Source organism: Streptomyces sp. NPDC046379 (genome assembly GCF_055587785.1).
Genome location: NZ_JBVJFP010000041.1, coordinates 1 through 16834, shown reverse-complemented (window position 1 = coordinate 16834; position 16834 = coordinate 1). Strand labels below are relative to the sequence as shown.

General features: G+C 69.1%; 19 protein-coding genes and 1 pseudogene. 14 read left to right on the top strand and 6 right to left on the bottom strand.

Annotation, left to right across the window (positions count from 1 at the left end; all coding sequences use genetic code 11):
- The first annotated feature begins 108 nt into the window (after window positions 1-108).
- The gene (locus ACZ6KF_RS33310; protein WP_469241923.1) at window positions 109-438 is read left to right on the top strand and encodes an STAS domain-containing protein; all 330 of its coding nucleotides are present in this window, start codon (window positions 109-111) and stop codon (window positions 436-438) included.
- 164 nt (window positions 439-602) lie between these two features.
- Window positions 603-2063, top strand: coding sequence for a telomere-protecting terminal protein Tpg (gene tpg / locus ACZ6KF_RS33305; RefSeq protein ID WP_469241921.1), 1461 nt, complete (start codon window positions 603-605; stop codon window positions 2061-2063).
- A gap of 76 nt (window positions 2064-2139) precedes the next feature.
- Here the strand turns inward: tpg and ACZ6KF_RS33300 are convergent, their stop codons facing one another.
- Window positions 2140-2391, bottom strand: coding sequence for a hypothetical protein (locus tag ACZ6KF_RS33300; protein WP_469241919.1), 252 nt, complete (start codon window positions 2389-2391; stop codon window positions 2140-2142).
- Window positions 2392-2581: 190 nt separating this feature from the next.
- Between ACZ6KF_RS33300 and ACZ6KF_RS33295 the strand changes: the two genes are divergently transcribed.
- Window positions 2582-3211 (top strand): class I SAM-dependent methyltransferase, encoded by a 630-nt coding sequence (locus ACZ6KF_RS33295; RefSeq protein ID WP_469160866.1) that lies wholly within the window; start codon window positions 2582-2584, stop codon window positions 3209-3211.
- Window positions 3212-3327: 116 nt separating this feature from the next.
- Here the strand turns inward: ACZ6KF_RS33295 and ACZ6KF_RS33290 are convergent, their stop codons facing one another.
- Both ACZ6KF_RS33290 and ACZ6KF_RS33285 read right to left on the bottom strand, forming a co-directional pair.
- Window positions 3328-5805: a tyrosine-type recombinase/integrase gene (locus ACZ6KF_RS33290; protein ID WP_469241917.1), complete on the bottom strand. Its 2478-nt coding sequence runs from the start codon at window positions 5803-5805 to the stop codon at window positions 3328-3330.
- Entirely contained in the window at window positions 5802-7091 is a 1290-nt protein-coding gene (locus ACZ6KF_RS33285; RefSeq protein WP_469241915.1) for a tyrosine-type recombinase/integrase, read from the bottom strand. Before ACZ6KF_RS33285 ends, ACZ6KF_RS33290 begins: the two co-directional genes overlap by 4 nt.
- Before the next feature lie 162 nt (window positions 7092-7253).
- Here ACZ6KF_RS33285 and ACZ6KF_RS33280 point away from each other — a divergent pair, with 162 nt between their 5' ends.
- The 11 genes and pseudogenes from ACZ6KF_RS33280 to ACZ6KF_RS33230 all read left to right on the top strand — a co-directional run bounded on the left by ACZ6KF_RS33280 (window position 7254) and on the right by ACZ6KF_RS33230 (window position 11742).
- Entirely contained in the window at window positions 7254-7499 is a 246-nt protein-coding gene (locus ACZ6KF_RS33280; protein ID WP_469179520.1) for a hypothetical protein, read from the top strand.
- On the top strand, window positions 7496-7951 hold the full coding sequence (locus ACZ6KF_RS33275) for a hypothetical protein (RefSeq protein WP_469179522.1): 456 nt from the start codon (window positions 7496-7498) through the stop codon (window positions 7949-7951). Before ACZ6KF_RS33280 ends, ACZ6KF_RS33275 begins: the two co-directional genes overlap by 4 nt.
- Complete coding sequence (locus ACZ6KF_RS33270) at window positions 7912-8418, top strand: hypothetical protein (RefSeq protein WP_469179524.1); 507 nt, start codon at window positions 7912-7914, stop codon at window positions 8416-8418. The genes ACZ6KF_RS33275 and ACZ6KF_RS33270 overlap by 40 nt, the downstream gene beginning before the upstream one ends.
- Window positions 8415-8750, top strand: a pseudogene (locus ACZ6KF_RS33265) (hypothetical protein); the annotation flags it as partial. The gene ACZ6KF_RS33270 and the pseudogene ACZ6KF_RS33265, both read left to right, overlap by 4 nt.
- A gap of 10 nt (window positions 8751-8760) precedes the next feature.
- Window positions 8761-9174, top strand: coding sequence for a hypothetical protein (locus ACZ6KF_RS33260; protein WP_469179526.1), 414 nt, complete (start codon window positions 8761-8763; stop codon window positions 9172-9174).
- On the top strand, window positions 9171-9428 hold the full coding sequence (locus tag ACZ6KF_RS33255; protein ID WP_469179528.1) for a hypothetical protein: 258 nt from the start codon (window positions 9171-9173) through the stop codon (window positions 9426-9428). Before ACZ6KF_RS33260 ends, ACZ6KF_RS33255 begins: the two co-directional genes overlap by 4 nt.
- A complete protein-coding gene (locus ACZ6KF_RS33250; protein ID WP_469179530.1) occupies window positions 9425-9556 on the top strand; it encodes a hypothetical protein in 132 nt (43 codons plus the stop codon). The genes ACZ6KF_RS33255 and ACZ6KF_RS33250 overlap by 4 nt, the downstream gene beginning before the upstream one ends.
- Window positions 9557-9561: 5 nt before the next feature.
- A complete protein-coding gene (locus ACZ6KF_RS33245; protein ID WP_469179532.1) occupies window positions 9562-10134 on the top strand; it encodes a hypothetical protein in 573 nt (190 codons plus the stop codon).
- A 114-nt stretch (window positions 10135-10248) separates the two neighbouring features.
- Window positions 10249-10629, top strand: a complete 381-nt coding sequence (locus ACZ6KF_RS33240; protein WP_469179534.1) for a hypothetical protein — start codon at window positions 10249-10251, stop codon at window positions 10627-10629.
- Window positions 10630-10669: 40 nt separating this feature from the next.
- Window positions 10670-10972 carry a hypothetical protein gene (locus ACZ6KF_RS33235; RefSeq protein WP_469179536.1) on the top strand — a complete coding sequence of 101 codons (303 nt, stop codon included), beginning with the start codon at window positions 10670-10672 and terminating at the stop codon, window positions 10970-10972.
- A gap of 89 nt (window positions 10973-11061) precedes the next feature.
- Entirely contained in the window at window positions 11062-11742 is a 681-nt protein-coding gene (locus ACZ6KF_RS33230; RefSeq protein ID WP_469241913.1) for a GGDEF domain-containing protein, read from the top strand.
- Between the two features lie 325 nt (window positions 11743-12067).
- On the opposite strand, the gene ACZ6KF_RS33225 is transcribed toward ACZ6KF_RS33230, so the two are convergent.
- The 3 genes from ACZ6KF_RS33225 to ACZ6KF_RS33215 form a co-directional block, all read right to left on the bottom strand.
- Window positions 12068-12424 (bottom strand): GntR family transcriptional regulator, encoded by a 357-nt coding sequence (locus ACZ6KF_RS33225; protein WP_469161001.1) that lies wholly within the window; start codon window positions 12422-12424, stop codon window positions 12068-12070.
- A gap of 1 nt (window position 12425) precedes the next feature.
- Window positions 12426-13400, bottom strand: coding sequence for a DUF1648 domain-containing protein (locus tag ACZ6KF_RS33220; protein WP_469160998.1), 975 nt, complete (start codon window positions 13398-13400; stop codon window positions 12426-12428).
- A gap of 201 nt (window positions 13401-13601) precedes the next feature.
- Window positions 13602-16124 carry a helicase associated domain-containing protein gene (locus ACZ6KF_RS33215; protein ID WP_469160999.1) on the bottom strand — a complete coding sequence of 841 codons (2523 nt, stop codon included), beginning with the start codon at window positions 16122-16124 and terminating at the stop codon, window positions 13602-13604.
- Window positions 16125-16834: the final 710 nt, after the last annotated feature.

Below are 16834 nucleotides of genomic sequence, written 5' to 3'. Positions count from 1 at the left end.
GCTACGAACGCAAAGCCAGCCACTTCCTGGCCTTTACCAGCATCGCCTGCACCCTCATCTGCTACCGACGACTGACCAATTGAGATGACTTGTAAAGAGGCTGGGCCCGTGGACAGTGCCCTGGCAGACGAGGCCGGCGGACGCTTTCGCGTGTCGAGCGCGTTGGGGTTTCGCGAGACGGTGGTGGGCGAGGTGGACCATGGCACCTCGCCTCGGTTGGGTGAGGTCCTTGAGAGGGCTGTGACCAGCGATACCGGTCGCGTTCCGGTGGACCTCAGTGGTGTGTCCTTCTGTGACTGTTCTTGCGTGAACGTTCTTCTCGCAGCGCGCGAGGTCGCGCGGCGAAACCGGGTCGTCCTGGCCTGTGAGGGACTGTCGCGGTGTGCTGAGCGTGTCTTTGAGCTGACCGGTGTGGGGCCGCTGTTGCGGGCGGCGTGATCACCGGCTTCCCTGCGGGGGGTTCAGGCGTGACCTCCGATGGGCTCGCCAACCAGAAATCAAGTCCGCCAACCACCGATCAAAGTCACAACGGACGCCGACAGCACCGGCCCCGGCGCGGGCGCCCGCCTCTGTCCACAGGCGAGCCGTGAGCCCCTGGAGGCATGAGCGAACACGAGCAGCAGCGGCCGGCCCTACGTCGCGGCAAGGTCCTGGAGGCCCTCGAGCGGGCGGAGCGGAAGGTCTTCACCCGGCCCGCGCCGAAATCCGCGAATGCACAGGTGAAATTCCTCCTCACGCGGGTGAAGGGGTCGGCCAAGGCCCTGGCGGAGCGCCTGGGCACCTCGACCCGCACGATCGAGCGCTACCGCGCCCGGAAGCTGAAGATCCCGCAGAAGCGCCTCCAGGCCGCCCTGGCGGAAGAGACCGAGTCCGAGTGGCAACCGCAGGTCAGGGCACAGGCACGTCAACAGGCTTCCATGTCCAGCGGGATGATGGTGGAGGTGACGGCGTACTTCGGATTCACGTGCTCGGGCAGCTCGGACGACGGCCGCATACGCACCATCACCACCCCGATCTCACCCACCTACGCGAAGCAGATCCTGGAGCTCCAGGAGGCCGGAGCGACAGAGGAGGATCTGCATCCGATCGTCGCGGAGGCCATCACCGAGTCGTATTTCACGAATGAGGCACCCGGGCCGATGGCCTGCGCGCGGATTTCACACACGTTCAAGCAATCGAGTTCCTATTTTGACCCGGTCGATTTCCGCGCCTGCTATAAAACAATCCCTCGGGCCGCCGGACAGCGCTCTGACGGCGGCCCGCTCCCGCATCCGCACCACGAATTGAGGCCGACGATGACCACGCCCTGGCCGCCCCGGCGCTCCGCCCGCCGTCCGCTCGCCCCGCGCGTCGCCGCGCCCCGCGAGCCGGTCGACCCGGCCCGGATCGGCCGCCGCGTCGTACGGCGTCGGGCGAAGGGCATGGACGCCGGCGCCGTCGCGGCCACCCTCGAGGACGCGCGGTTCGACGCCCGGCAGGACTCCCGGCACGAGGACCTGGCCGACGACGTCCGCGGCCCGGCGGAGCTCGCGGAGTGGGAGCGCATCGACCAGCTGCTCGCCACCGCGCCGGCGGGCACCGTCTACGACCCGGACACCGACGACGTCGTCCGCGCCGAACTCGCGGCCGAAGCCGCGGCCGCCGCCGCCCGCGAGGCCGAACTGCGCGAAGCCGCCCGGGTCGCGGCCCGCGCCGATGAGCTCCAGGCGCTGCGCAAGCTCGGCACGCTGGAGCAGGCCGAGCCCCGCACCGGGGACGAAGCCGCCCGGGACGAACTCACGCGGCGAGCCGGCGGATACGTCCAGGCCGACGTCGACGCCTGGCTCGCCCACGCCCTCGCCGCCCACCGCGGCCACTACCGTGACCCCGCAGGCCGCGAGGAAGCCGCCGGCCTTCTCACCCCACCGGTCCTCGCCCACGCCGCGCTGCTCGCCGAACTCGCCCGCCTGGTCCCCGACGCCGACGTCGACCAGCTGGCGTTCGCGGCCCGACTCGCCACCGCCGAACCCGAAGCCGCCGGTGAACTCGCCGTGCTCCTCGCCCGCGCTCATCCCGCCCGCTAATCACCGCCAGCGACCGACTGTGTCCGGTGACACGAATCTGGACCATTTGTCATCGAACCTGGACGGGTTGACTGCATCAGCTCGTAGCAGCTCGCGGCCGCAGCAGTCCCTTGCGGTACAGGCCGTGGGCGATGTACTCGATCTCGCCGCGAATCTGTGACCGGTGGATACCAGCCCGCTCGGCTTCGGAGGAGACAGCTCCTTCGAGTGATCCGTCCTCGGTAACCGATCGGAAGATGGCCAGGCATTGCTGGTTGTAGGACAGGTAATATCCGCCGGTCCTGCTGTCCTTGACCGCAAGCCGCCCTTCGTTGTCGAACCACTCCACGTACGGCGCCACTACGAGGCGTTGCCCCCGCCGCGGCCCGGCCAGATGGTCGACTTGGTGTGCTGGATCTCTTCTCCGAACTACCGGGGCGTCCCGTGGTCAGGTGACAGGACGATCAGTCCTGCGGGGAAGGAGCCGGTATGGGGCCGGAGAACTGCTGTGAAACGACGCGGGTGTTAGCTTCACTGCCGTGTTAAAACACCAGGACGAGACCAGGGCGGCCTACGACGGGGTCGTCGAACTGTATGCGTCGATGTTCGCTAATCGGTTGGAGACGCAGCCGTTCGCGCGGAACATGATCGGCACCTTTGCCGAGCTCGTGCGTGGCACGGGGAACCTGCGGGCAGCCGACGTCGGGTGCGGGCCCGGCCATTTGACCGCCATGTTGCACGACTTGGGGTTGGACGCCTTCGGGCTCGACCTCTCCCCGGCTATGGTCGCCCACGCCCGGCGGGCCCATCCGGCGCTGCGGTTCGACGAAGCACGAATGGAGGCCCTGCCGGTCGAGGACGGCGCGCTCGGCGGAGTGCTGGCCCACTACTCGATGATCCATACCCCACCTGAAGAATTGCCGGCGCTTCTCGCTGAGCAGGTGCGTGTCTTGGCACCAGGGGGCCTGCTCCTGGTGTCCTTCTTCGGAACCGAAGGGCCGGAGCCTGTCCGCTTCGACCACAAGGTGGCGCCTGCCTATAGCTGGCCGGCGGAGCAGTTTGCCGAGTTGCTGGCCGGGGCCGGACTCGTCACGGTGGCTCGGTTGCTCCACGACCCAGCGTCCGAGCGGGGCTTCCTCGACACCCACCTGCTGGCCCGCCGCCCGTAGAACGTGGCCCGTGGCCGGGGTCGGGGTGGTGTAGATCATCCGCGTGGACGAAGCTCGTCCAAGCGCCGCGTTCTGTGGCGGTGTCCGCTGAGCACGCCGGATTGACAGCCGTTCAGTCACGCAGGCCCCGGCGGGGTGGCCGCCGCAGTGCTGCGAGCAACGATCTCCCGGAAGGTAGGGATTCCCAGGTCGACAGACTCCTGCTTCCGGGAGATCTGGGCGTCGAGTTGGGCTAGCTTCTCCTCGGCGTGGGTCAGGCTGCTCTGCAGCCCTTCGATCTCGCCGAGCCAGCCCTCCCTTTCGGCTTCCAAGATGCGCGTGAGGAGGTTGTCGCGGATTTCGACAAGCCGGGGACGTTCTGTCGCGTGGACGATCAGGGCGGGGCATCGGACGCAAGCGTGTTCGTGAGCACAGTCAGTTCCGTATGCGCGGCCGCAGTCGCCCAAGGCGAGCTTGCGGCGCTCAAAGTGTCCGAGGAACTCTCCCCATTCCTCAGGGGTGACGGTGCGGTATTCGTCGGCAGGCCGCAGAGCCCGGCGCCGGGCGATGAACGCTCGGTGTGCCTCGATGGCATCAGTGGGGTAGATCGCGGCGTATCCCATCGTCGTTCCGATGTGGTCGTGACCAGCGATGACCTGGGCGATGTGAGGGGGCAGGCCCTTGAGGATGGAGTCCGTGATGAAGATCCGGCGGAAGTCGTGGGGCTGGAAGATGAGGGGGTCACCCGCGCTGTCCGTCAGACCTGAGGCCAACAAGGTGACGTCGAGTCCCCGACGGATCGTCGCTCGTGACAGCGGACGCAGGTAGCCGCCAGAGCGATCCTGGAACAGGAGAGGCATCGGCGGGTTCCAGACCCGTTCGTAGTGGTCGTAGCTACGAACAACGGGGACTCTCCCATCCGAGCCTCGGACTCGAGAGACGACCGTGCTCAACACGTCCGCCAGCTCCGGCGTGACCAGGACAAGTCGCTCTTGGTCGGTCTTCGACGGGGCGATTTGCAAGAGCGGAACCGTCTGTCCGGTGGTGGGGAGCTTGTAGCTGACGATGCTGTGGTGCCCCAGCTCGAGGAGTTCCTCGATGCGGATGCCGGTGTGCCGCAAGATCTCGATGGCAGCCCACCCCCAGAATGCGCTGCGTTCCTCACCCGCGAATGAGCGCCGGGTGCCCTTCGCATCCCAGGCATGGATCGGGCGCCCGTCAGCGCATTTGCTGAAGCGCGGGACTCTGAAGGTCTCACCAAGCACGCTGAAATCCGAACCGAGCGGGGCAGCGTTGAGTGCATCGAGGCGCATGGTGGCCTCTTTCAGCAGGCGGTGAGCCGTCTTCACCAGCGTGGGCAGGGCCGGCAGGCGCTCGCGAGTACGTTGGTCCATGCGGGCCTTGAGCTGCTTCTCAGCCCTTCTTCCCGAGCACTCGGCTTCGCTGATCGGGCAGGGCGCCACCCAGGCGGCCCAGTGACCGGGGTCCTCCACTGCCCACTCCGCCAGGTCCAGGTAGAAGGCTCTGACCTGGGTTTTGATCCCGATCGCACCTCGGCGTGGCTCTGTGAACTCCCGAAATGATCCATCGGGTAGACGCTTGCGGACGGTCTTCGTAGCCAGGCGGACCTTCCAGGCAGTGATCACCTCGGCAGGCAGCCGAAGAGAGTCGATGCCCGGATGATGCCGCTCCAAGTCGCCCCAGAACCGTAGCGCCAGCGAGATCGTGAGCGCCTGCAGCGTCGTGAAGTCGAGCCCTACGGACCGATGGGAGAGGTAGGCGACCAAGAGATCGCGGATCGGACGGCACTGCAGTTCGTAGCGGTCGACAAGGTCCGCCGGGGTAAGTTGCCCCGTACGGTTCGAGATCCGGAACAGCGTGTGCGGCGCGTCTGCTGGAAAGAGACCTAAGTCGCGTAGCCAGGTGTAGGCAAGCTGGATCCGCCCATTGCTGTTGCTCGGATTCTTGCTTTGCCACAGCAGCAGGTCGCCGACGACGATGTCCTCGATGGCGCCGCCTCGACAGGCCATGATCTCCGCAATGGTCTTCAGTCCGGACGAGATGTTCGCAGCCGAGATGTTGGTCGGCAGTGAAGCCCTCAAGCGGGCGAACCCCTCGGGGTCGCGCGTGGTCTCCAGAGCCGGCCGAAGATGCCGCGATCTTGACCCGATGAGGAATTCTGGGTCAGGTCTGACGGCATCCGCGCAGAGCAGCGCCAGCAACCCGACGAGGAGCGTTTCACGGCGAGATACTCGCCCTTCCGGGCGGGCCCAAGCTGCGAAGGCATCCCTCCACCCCTGCGACGCAATGTGCTGGCCGTGGGCAGGGCTCGTCTGCCAGCGCTGCTGCCAGGTTTCTCCAGGAAACGTCATCAGCCAGTCGAGCAGGAGACGTGCCCCGAACATCCGATTCGCCTGGGCACTGGGTTCCACAGCTCGTAGCGGTGGGCGAGCCAGCCGCTCAAGGACCTCTTCACGCGTGACGGCGGTCGCTTCCCACGTGCTTGGTCTCTCCCGATGCGGGAATCGGTTCATCAGCCTGAGCGCTTCGGCGCCCACCATGCTGGTGACCTTCGGAACGAAGCTCGAGCCGACGTGAGTCGCAGTGCTCGTCATGACGCGTCCCGGCCGAAGAGGATGGACAAGGAGTCGGGGTTGTAGGACGGCTCGTCAACAGGCACAGGGGTCTCCTCGCGTCGCTTCTCCTGACGGGCGTGGTGTGCAAGGCCGACTCTGATGACGTCGTCCCTGGTCGGACGGTTGTAGATGTCCAGGGTCGACAGGTACTTGTGACCGAGGATCTTTTGCACGTAGACCGGCGGCATGTTCGGGTCATCGAGCATCAGGAACGTCGCCGTGTGCCGCAGATCGTGGAGGGTCCAGTTGGCGCCCAGGAGATCGTTGGCACGGTTGAACATCATGCGCGCCGCGTCGTATTCCAGCGGCCGCCATGGACGCCGCAGCGTCCACCACAGCGCATGGTGGCGGCCGCGGGGGACGCCCTTCTTCCAGGCGGACTCTTGGTAGAGCCGCAGCCAGACGAACGCATCCGGGGTTGCGGCCAGGTCCTGATGGTCGCGGGTGCCCTTGCGGAGCACACTGACGGTCTGCTCGCCGACAACCGCGCCGCCCTGCTTGACCGTGAGCAGCTCCTCGGCGCGGGCGCCAGTGGCGACCCAGAAGGCCAGCAAGGCGCGGTCCCGATGAGAACGGAGCCCGGCGAAGACCTTGGTGTACATCTCGTCGGGAATCCGCCGCGGAACCCGCTGCGGAACGGTCGGCCGGTAGAGGCCCGCCCGTCGGTTCCGGTGCTTCTTCCCATCATCACGCTGTGCCCCGAGCTGGGACAAGCGGCGCCCACGGACCAACGGGAAGGGATTCACCAGCAACGAACCGGTGCTTTCACCCAGATGGAAGTTGTAGAACTCCCGCAGCACCGTCTCGCAATGAGCCCGGGTTGCCGGCGAGTACTTGGCCCCGACCGTGGGCTTACCAGTCACCGGATTCGGTGTCCCCGGCGCCGGCCTGCCACTGCGAGGCGGCGGGATCTTGGAGAGAGCCTTGCCGCGATGGCGCCAATGGACCCGCTTCGGCTTGTCCGCCACCTTCATCCACAACATGAAGTCCCGGGCGTCTTCCCGGGTCGCGCGGTCCCACTCGATCCCGAGCGCCCAGAGGAACCGGAACCAGCGCAGCAGATCCATGCCGTACGAACGTGGCGTCAACGGCGAGCTGTCCCTCGCCATCAGCTCCTTGAGGTAGAGCGCAGCGGGCTCGACCGGCCTGCCGCGTCCATCCAGAACCCTGTACGGCTCCCAGGGATCTCCTGTCTTCAGTAACTGGCCTAACTCAGGCAGGACAAAGTTCCTCAGGTCCCTTCCGGACCGCTGGTCATCAAGCACCTCGGGAAGCTAGCAGATACCCGGTCTGACCTGCGAAGACAGCCGAGTTAGTTCGGTTAACAGGCCTGGAGTGCTACGACGGCACGCCCGCCGACCCCGCCTCCTACATCGCTCCCCCGGCCAAGCACCTGCTTGCTGCCTGATCCGAGAGGACACCAGTCCATGAGCACCGCCACCCTCGCCGCCTTCATCGAGCCGGACCGCCCCAAGGACCTGCTGATCAGGTTCATCACGGTCGGCGGCTCGTACGTGGACGTCACCGGCCCCGGCGAGCACACCGACAAGAACCGCTGGAACTGCCACGGCTGCGGAGACTCCTTCCAGGTGGTCCAGGGGGACTTCCTGTTCGGCATCCGGCCGGACGCCAACAACCACGCCGCCACCTGCCGCGCCATCCCGCTCAAGTGACCGCCCGCCACCTGCGCGGCGCCCTGCTGCTCGCCGCCGCCCTCCCGCTTGCCGCGGCGACGGCCACCGCCGCGCTGAGGGCCGGCCACCTCAAGCTCCACGTCGACAGGCACCGCATCGAGATCACCGCCCAGCCCCGGCCGGGCTGCCCGCGCTGCCACGGCGAGGGCGGCTGGTGGACCGGCGGCGCGAACCCGGAGATGGAGGCGTGCGGCTGCTGGTCGGACCGGCCCGAGCTGCGCGTCCGGCTTCTGCCCGCCTCGGCCTGGGACAACGAGCCCCGTTCTGAACGAGTTCTGAACGACCCGACCCCGGCCGCACCGGCCGGGGTCGGGATCGCCGGGTCGCCGTGCATCGGCAAAGGGCCGGCCACCCGCTCCCTCACCCTCTTCGAGATCAGGAGACCTCCAGCATGCATCGTCCCGCCGTCTTCGCCGCCCTGCTCGGACTGACCCGCGCCGCCAGCGCGGTCGGCGACTTTTGGGTCCAGAACGACTTCTGCGCCCGGGTGAAGGGCGCCTCCGACGACGCCCCGGTGACCTACGAGGACCCGGCCACCAAGGAGAAGACCACCCACGGCACAGCAGACGGTCGCAAGGCGTGCCTGCACCACTGCCTCACCTACACGGCCACGCAGGCGGTCGTCACCGGGCTCGGGGCCCGCGCGCTGGGCATCCGGGTCCACCCGGGCGCGGCCGCGGCCGCGCTCGCCCTCTCCTTCGGCACGCACTACATCGCGGACCGCCGGGTGCCCGGCCACGGGGTTCTGGAGAAGCTCGCCGACAAGACCGGCAAGACCAACTTCTACCAGCTGGCCTCGCACGGCATGAACGGCGCCTTCCACCTCGACAACTCCTGGCATCACGCCTGGGAGACCGTCGCCGCGCTCGTCGCCACGGCCAAGGCCACCACTCGGTGACCGGCCCGCGCCGTACGCGCATCGAACGCGTCCGCGCCGCGGCCGGGATCGCCTCGCTGGCTCTCCAGCAGATCGAGGACGACCTCAGCGCCGAAGACGTCGACCAGGAGGAGCTCGCCGCGATCCTGCGCGAGCTCATCGAGGACACCGACCCGCCCGGCGGCTTCCTCGCGGCCGTGGCGCAGCTGCTCACCACCGCCGCGACGCGAGCCGAGCAGATCGAGCCCGACCGCGACGGCGACGCCTCCTGCCCCCTGCACGAAGCCGCTGCCCTGATCACCGACAACGCCGGGCTGCGCGTGATCTGGGCTGCCCGCGCACTTCACCCCAAGGAGAATCCGCATGACCGAACCCAAGCCCGAGAGCATCCGCTACACCGCCGACGCGGTCGCGGTGACGCCGGATGGTGACAACTACGTCTCCGAGCAGCGAGCCCGGATTGCCGAGCTTCAAGCCCGCCCGGATCGGCTCACGCCGGAAGATGCGCGATGGCTTCTTGACCGGCTTGCGTGGGCGGACTGGCACCTGGAAGAGCTGCGAGACCGCATCGACGACGCCGGAAGCATGATGAACACGAGTTACGTGTCCAGCGCGATCGACTACACCCGCTGGTCCCGGGGGACCCCGCGAGGGCCTGTGATCGCTAACGCCTGTTCTTCGGGCCCGCCGCTGGACCAGGCGGCGCACCGCACGATCGGCGTGGCCGCCACCCTGGACACCACCTGGATCACCCTGCGCAAGGGCGACCGCCGGTGACGTCCGCGTGCGGCTGGGACCAGGCCGTCTTCCGGTGCGGGCGGTGCGGCATCGAGCACACCGCTACCACCGAGGACGACTACCTCAAGGCCGTCGGCGCTCACAGTGACGCCCACGCCGTGTGGGACCGGCTCAACCCCATCGAGCGCGACGGCTTCGCCTCGATCCTGCGCACCATCCTGTCCGCGCCGGACCTCGCCGTGGAGTTCTTGGCCCTCGCCGACCGGCAGGCGACGGGAGGCGACAGCCGGTGAGCACCCCCGCCATCTTCTTCGCCACCTACGCCTGCCTCGCCGGCGCGCTCATCACCCCGTTCGTGATCGCCGCCGCCCGCCGAACCATCGCCCGCATCCACGCCCAGGCCGACCAGAAGGAGCAGTGATCCCCATGCCACTCACCCTCTTCTCCCGCACCCGCACCGCCACCGAGCCGGAGCACACCTCGCAGCCGTGGCCGGAGATCGGCGAGACCTGGAAGCCCGAGGGTGTGATCGTCGCCCAGCGCTTCCTCGGGCTGGCCGGTGCCGTCGTCCTCGTCTACACCGCCGACGCCGGCGTCAACGGCACCACTTACGCCGTCGCCTGCCTGGGATGCTCGTACCGCACCCGCACCAAGGACCGGGACTACAGCATCGCTTCCGAGCAGGCGGGCGGGGAGATCGCCAACGCCCACGCCGCCCAGTGCCGGGCGCTGCCCCGCGATCTGCCCGCCCGCCCCGACGACGACACCGCCCGCGAGATCGTGCGCCGCCGGCTGAACGCGGAACGCCGCTCCGACTACGACTCCACGGTCTACCTCACCGCCTTCCACCTGGACCGCCTCGCCCTTCAGCGCTCCACCGAGTGGATCGAGGAGGAGTTGCAGCGCCTCGCGGACGAGGAGCCGGAGTTCCTGACCGCCAAGCCGCGCACCTACGGCACCGGCACCGAGTTCACGATCCTGCGCCGCGCCCAGCGCTGACCGGACGCTCTCCGTACGGCCCCGCCGCACTGCCCCCGGGCGGGCGACGGCGGGGCCGTGCGGTGTCCGTCCGGTCAGCCGAGACCGGACGACCGGCCCTCCCCGGAGGTCACCGTGCCCCTCGCCCGCCGCTCCCTCATGGACGCTGCCGCCGCCCGCTTCGGCTGGCGCCGCGCCTACGGCGACACCACACAGGTCGACGCGCTGCTCACCGAGCAGACCGAGACCGCCTACACCGCAGCCGCCGACCACGCGGCCCTGGCGACCGCGAAGAACGCCGACGTCCTCGCCGTGCAGCCCTGCGTCCTGGACGTCCGCGGCCGCGTCCTGGCCGACGTCCTCTACCTGGAGGGTGTCCTGACCGGCGCCCGCAACCGCGGCCTGCCCCCGGAGCTCATCGAGCGCCTGGAGGACGCCGTCGGCCACGGCCACGAGCTGGCCGTGCTGCTCGCGGACACCGTCCGCATCACCGCCGCCCACGCGCCCGGCCACTGAGCGCCGGGTCACGACCAGCGATGGAGGGAGATGGGCCGTCATGCCGCTTCGCTACTTCGAGGTTGACGTCCCGATACACCACAACACCAACCGCCAGCTGAAGGGCGTACACGTCTTCACCGGCGAGGCGTCGTCCAAGAGCGAGGCCCTGCGCATCGCACACGAGGTGTACGACGCGGCGCTCGCCGCGCAGCAGGCCGGCGTCGAGGTTCCCGGCAAGCAGGCCGGGGGCTGGGGAGCGCGGGGGCTTCGGCCCGACTGGGCGCTCGACTGGCGGGCCGCGCAGGCCGGCCCTTGGCACGACCCCTACAGCTGGCTCAGCCACGAGCCCTTCGAGCTGTAGGTCCGCCCCGGGACGGCCGCCAAAGGCCGGAAAACCAGTCGGCCGCCCCGGGCCACCCATCCCGTACATGACGAGAGGGAGAGACCAGTATGGCCTCCACCGTGCGCGTACAGGCCCCGATCGGGCAACGCGCCCTGTTCATCACCACGCTCGCCGTGCCGTTGACCGGCTGGACCGTGCACGCGGTCAGCCTGCACAGGAAGCTGTCCGCCGCCCGCCGCGACCCGCTCACGGGTCTGCTCGGACGCGACGGCTTCGCCGCCAAGGCCCGGCAGATCACCGACCGGTACGGCGACCACGCCCTGGTCGGGATCGTGGACCTGGACCACTTCAAGCAGATCAATGACGGACCCGGCGGGCACGCTGCCGGCGATCGCGTCCTGGCCGCCACCGCGCAGCGGCTCACCGCCTGGGCGGGCAGCCGCGGGGCGGTCGGCAGGCTCGGAGGGGACGAGTTCGCCTTCGCGGTGCGGATCGGACCCGCCCGCCGCGAGCTCCGTCTCGCCCAGCTCACGCAGCTGCTCGCGCAGCCGGTTCAGGTCGACGACGGTGTCCTGGTCGACGTCGCCGCGTCGGTCGGCGCGGCCTGCCCCGACGTCCTCGGCACTCGGGACTTGTCCCTGCTTCAGCGGGCCGCCGACGCCGCGATGTACGCGGGCAAGCACACCGGCCGCGCGGTCCTCGCCGGGCTGCAGCACGTCACGGTGCCGTCCATCAACGGACGCCGCGCCGGACGGTCGGGCACCCACACCCTGGGGCGGGCGGCATGAGCGAGACCCTCACCGTCGACGTTGAAAGAGGACCTGGTCCACGAGGTCCTGCGTCGGGCGCCACGGCCCGAGCTGGCCGTTCAGCCACGGGATGGGAAGCGCGAGCTCCTGGACCCGCGCCGCGGGCCGGGTTGCCCATCTCCCCCACCGGCCGCCCCAGCTCGCGAGCGGCGGCCTTCAGGCCCATCGCAGCCGGCATAGCCTTCCATCTGTGCATCGCCCTGATGATGGGCCTGTGGAGTTTCGCGCTCGCGATGGTGGCGGGCCTCCTGTTGCTGTGCCTGCCACTGGGCGGCCATATGCGTCTGCGCGAGCCGCGTACTGATCACGGCTCCTCCGCCCAGCAACCGCGCAGCAAGGCGAGGACCTCGGATTCCGAGACACCGGCCTCGCGGGCTGTGGTCACCAGCTGACTGGCGACTTCACGGAGTCGTGCCTGCGCCGGGGCAGCGATCACCACCGCGCCCCGGCCACGCCTGAGGTCGATCAGACGCTGATCGCGCAACTGCTGGTATCCGCGTAGGACGGTATGGATGTTGACCTCAAGCAGCCGCGCCACCTCCCGGGCAGCAGGCAGCCGATCTCCGGGGCTCAGAGCGCCCTGGGCCAGCGCCCGTCGCACGGAGGCCGCAACCTGGTCTGCCAGCGGGACAGCGGAGCCGGCGTCAATACGAATCAGCATCTCAGCGGTCCCGTCGAGCATCCTCGGCCAGCAAGTCGCCCAACAGTCCGGCCGCCGTCGCGGCATCATTTACCGCCACGACGAACTGCCCGCCGTCCTCCAGCTCCAGCCACACTGCTTGCCCGGACCGCAGCGCAAGTCCACGCCTTCCCTTGGCGACGCGGTACCCCCAGCCTCCCAGGTCTTGCAACGGCCGAACCTCCGCGGCCCATGCCTTGTCGATTCGCTGAAGCGGGATGTGTACCCGAGGCACGCCAAACAACGGCGGCCGGACAGTCAGTCCTCCACGATGAACGCTTACTCGAGCGCCGGCCATCACTGCAATCAACAGGCCCACCGGCCACAGCCAGAAGCCGGGGTTCCAGCCGATCACACCAGCAGCCACGGCGGCGACCGCGCCGAAAAGCCCAACGACCGTCACCCACCGTGGCCCGATATTGCGAATCCAGACAGCCGTCTCACCGCGCCGCAATCCCACGGAACCCGAATCAGCCGACTGACCCGCGCCAACAGAGTGCTCTCCGGGCAACAGCACCCACGCCCCACCAACAGCGGCCACGGCCCCCCCTGCGGCGACGGCCACGTGCCACAACGGCATCTGCACGTCGTCGGAGGTGGCGGCGGCAGCATTCACCAGCACCAAGACGGAGAACAAGTACCCCAGGGAAACGGCTGCCGCCACAGATGTGGCGTACAGCGTCCGCAGGGTGAGAGACCCCCGTACCGCGCTCCGGGACAACCCCACGCCGAGGGTGAGCAGAGTCAGCTCGGATAGCAGCAGCATCTGCACCGGAGAGGCGGACCGATTGACTTCTCCCCCCTCGTCGAAGTGCACCGCCATGGGGCCCGGCAGGTCCTGCCACGACACGGCGAACACCACAGCCACCAACAGTGCGGCCACCAGGCAGGGCAGACCAGCGCACCACTGCCAGGGGCTGATATTCCGACCACGGGACGTCTGCTCAGAGCGATTCATGAAACCCCTCCTCAGCGCTATTGTTTGTGTAGCACTAGAACAACTAGATGTTATGTTTAACGCCGTCATCCTGACCACTCGGTTCTGGCCACATACGCGACAAGAGGACGCCGAGCCGTTTGAACCAATCGGAAACTGATGAGAAAGCCTGGAAGACCTCCACGTTGGCTGCTGTGATGACGGAGAGGATCCCGCCTATCGTCACGACCAGCGCATCCCGATCGCGGACAGCAGCTCCATCCGCTCCGGTGTCAGCGTCGCCGCCCGGGAGCGCTGATTCCCGATCCAGGCACCCAGCTTGTGCTCCCGCTCCTCCTGGTCCTCGCCGACGATCCGCTCGACGTGCTTCCTGGGGACCTGGAGGTGTCCCTCGCGCTCGTAGAACTGCTTGGCGGCCTCGTAGTTCATCGCCCACTTGTCGGCCTGCGTACGGCGCGGCGGCGGCTTCTCGTCCTCGGCTGCGGGCTCGATCCCGAGGACCTGCTCGCACATCCACTGCTGCACGGTCGTGAGCTGATCCCAGCCGAGCCGCACGGACTGCACCCACCGCCCGAGATCCTCGCCCTGGCGCACGACGTCACCCGCCTCGGTGGGCAGCGCCTCGCCCGCGTCCAGGTGCATCCGGACCAGGTGGAAGCACCGCTGCCACGTCACCGGCCAGCTCGGGCACCAAGAGGCGTCGATCTCCTCCAGCTGCTCGCGCCGCTCGTCCGACAGCGCCCCGGCCGACGACTCCACCGGCAGCCCTTCGGCACGCCGCTGCTCGATCTCGGCAGCCTTCCGGGCGGCGGCCCGCGCGTTCTTCAGAAAGATCCCCACCCGGTACCCCTGGTGGGTGGCGTCCAGCGGGGCCAGGAGGTGCCCGTGTTCGGCTGCCCACCCGCGCGCGGCGGACAGGCCCTCCTCCCACGCGACGTCGAAGTGGCTCCAGATCATGCCGAGCTTCTCCAGCTGCGCGACGCGGTCTTCGTCCATGTCGCCGCGGGCGTAGAACCTCCTGGCGTCGGCGGTCCACTGCCCGAGCGGGAACCCGGCGAGCGAGGCCGGCCACCCCGCGCCTTCCGCCTCCTGGTCGTCGACGGCGGGCACCCGGAACGTGAACGGCACCTTCAGGTCGCCGTGCTCGCGGGCGTAGATGACAGCTGCCTCCACGCCCCGCCGCCAGTGCTCGTGCTCCGGGTTGAGGACCCGCAGGTTGATGAACGCGGCGAGCGCGGCCGGGTCGCGGGGCGTGCTGAACTTCAGCAGGGCCTTGGCGGGGGCGCTGACGCCTCCGGAGCCCTCACCGCTCCCACCCGTGCTCTTCCCGTTCTCGTCCTTGCTGACGGGCTTGTAGCGGCTCGGGGCCTGCTGCTCCGCGAGGCTCTCCACAATCCGCGCGTCGTGCGCCCGCAGCGCCTCCAGGAGCTTGGCGAGCCCGCCGAACGCCCGGCTCGTCAGCATGTTGTCCGCAGTCTCGCCCGGCCCGAGCAGCACGGGCACCACGAGTGAGGCGACCTTGCCCTCGCCGGGCTGCATCCGCAGGGCCCGGCCCACGGCCTGGACGAGGTCGGGCATCGATCCGCGCACGTCGGCCCAGTACACGGAGTCGCAGTTTTTGGTGTCTACGCCCTCGCCCAGGACCTTCACCGAGCACAGGAAGCACTTCTCCACCACGGTGCCGTCCGTGGCGATCCCGGCCGCGAACTCGCCCAGCAGCCTGCGCCGGTGGAGCGGCTTGTGGTCGCCGCACAGCCAGTCCGCCCAGATCGTCTTCGGGTACAGCTCCGGGTCGGCGGCGTGCAGCTGCGCGGCGACGTCGGGAAGGCCGGCCGCGAACGCTTCGGCCTCGCGGATCTGGTGGTGGAAGACGAGCGTGCGCCGGAAGTTCTCCTCCGCCGACGCCTTCACCAGGGCGGTCTGCAGGGCAGCGAGCCGCGCCCCGCGGACCTCTGCCGACCGGCCTTCGGCGCCCAGGAGCTGTGCGGCCTGGAGCGCGGTGTCGGTGACGTCCACGCATACGACCTGGTAGGGGGCACAGATTCCCCGGTCGATGGCGTCCGAGAGGGTCAGGGTGAAGCAGCGGCTGCCGAAGGGGCCCTCCGGGTCGTCTTCCATGCTCGCGACCAGCTCACCGGGCGCGCCGGCCTCGTCCTCGTCCCCGAGCTGCCACAGCCGGGGCGTGGCCGTCATGTAGAGGCGGCGCAGGGACGGGATCTTGCGGTTGTCGTGAACGACCGCCCACGGCTTCCCGATCCGGCCCGAAACGCGGTGGGCTTCGTCCACCACGATCAGGTCCCAAGCCGCGAGGCCCCCGGCGTGCGCCCGCTCCAGCGTGCCCAGCCCGAGGCTGGCGTACGTGGCGTACACGGTCACCTTGTCCAGGCCCCGCGTCCACTCCACCAGCTCGTCCACGTCCGTGGTGTTGGGGAAGGACACCTCCTCGCCCCGCAGCGAGGACACCCCGATCATCGGCCCCCTGCGGCCTCCCTCGCGCCACGCGGCCTCGGTCTGGGCGAGCAGGTCCAGGGAGGGCACGAGCACCAGCACGCGGCCCGCGTGGAGCTCCTCCGCGCTGCGGACCGCCACCCGGGTCTTCCCGGAGCCGGTCGCCATGATCACCTGCGTTCGAAGCCCTCGTTCGGGCACAAGCGATCTTGCAGGCAATTCAAGGGCACGCACGACCGCGTCAATGGCTTCTCGCTGGGCTGCCTCGCGCTGGTCAACGCGGTCTGTGCTCGACATATTCGCCTGCCTTCTCTTGGGGTGCCGTCCGGTCGATGCGAGCGGCGGGAAACGGGAAACCTGCACGTAGAGGAGCTGTGAGGGCTACGGTTGGACGGATGCGATCGGCTCGGTGCTCTGCCTCACCAGAGCACCGGCAAGGCCGTGGGATGGATCTCGATATCGCTCCGGAGGGGTCCGGGGTGGTGTGCTCTGAGTCCATAGCTTATCTCGACTCCAAAAATGAAGCACACGGAATCCCGAGATTCCCTCTAACGTGGCCGAAAGCTGCTAGTCTTGCCTTATCGCAAGCGAATCCACGGCCTTGACGGCCCCTCAGTCCCCGCCCCCTCTCCGGGTGGCCGGCCCCCGCGTCCCCGTCACCCGCCCGACTACCTGTCACCTCCCCTTCCTCTTGCTGCTGCTCGGGCCGCAGGCCCGTGGGTGGGCCGCGCGGAGCGTGGCGCGCCCCGTGGTACGGCGGGTGACGTGGGGTCAGGCGGTGGTGTGGCGGGTGGCTGGAGCGCAGCGGAGGCCACCGGTCGGCCGGAGGCCGGCCCCGGGCCGCAACGCGGCCCGGCTGCCCTTCCCTTGGCGGTGCGCGCGGAGCGCGTGCCGCCAGGCGGTGAGCGGAGCGAGCCGCATCCGCTCACGCGGAGCGGGAGCGGCCGGGGAGCGCAGCGACCCGGCTCGCTGTGACGGGCGCAGCCCGGAGGGACCCGCTCCGCGGG

What these genes read in the sequence shown, in the direction of transcription:
- tpg (WP_469241921.1), top strand. Translation starts at nt 603, where the DNA reads ATGAGCGAACACGAGCAGCAGCGGCCGGCCCTACGTCGCGGCAAGGTC.
- ACZ6KF_RS33290 (WP_469241917.1), bottom strand. Translation starts at nt 5,805, where the DNA reads ATGACGAGCACTGCGACTCACGTCGGCTCGAGCTTCGTTCCGAAGGTC.
- ACZ6KF_RS33280 (WP_469179520.1), top strand. Translation starts at nt 7,254, where the DNA reads ATGAGCACCGCCACCCTCGCCGCCTTCATCGAGCCGGACCGCCCCAAG.
- ACZ6KF_RS33270 (WP_469179524.1), top strand. Translation starts at nt 7,912, where the DNA reads ATGCATCGTCCCGCCGTCTTCGCCGCCCTGCTCGGACTGACCCGCGCC.
- ACZ6KF_RS33260 (WP_469179526.1), top strand. Translation starts at nt 8,761, where the DNA reads ATGACCGAACCCAAGCCCGAGAGCATCCGCTACACCGCCGACGCGGTC.
- ACZ6KF_RS33245 (WP_469179532.1), top strand. Translation starts at nt 9,562, where the DNA reads ATGCCACTCACCCTCTTCTCCCGCACCCGCACCGCCACCGAGCCGGAG.
- ACZ6KF_RS33235 (WP_469179536.1), top strand. Translation starts at nt 10,670, where the DNA reads ATGCCGCTTCGCTACTTCGAGGTTGACGTCCCGATACACCACAACACC.
- ACZ6KF_RS33230 (WP_469241913.1), top strand. Translation starts at nt 11,062, where the DNA reads ATGGCCTCCACCGTGCGCGTACAGGCCCCGATCGGGCAACGCGCCCTG.
- ACZ6KF_RS33225 (WP_469161001.1), bottom strand. Translation starts at nt 12,424, where the DNA reads ATGCTGATTCGTATTGACGCCGGCTCCGCTGTCCCGCTGGCAGACCAG.
- ACZ6KF_RS33220 (WP_469160998.1), bottom strand. Translation starts at nt 13,400, where the DNA reads ATGAATCGCTCTGAGCAGACGTCCCGTGGTCGGAATATCAGCCCCTGG.
- ACZ6KF_RS33215 (WP_469160999.1), bottom strand. Translation starts at nt 16,124, where the DNA reads ATGTCGAGCACAGACCGCGTTGACCAGCGCGAGGCAGCCCAGCGAGAA.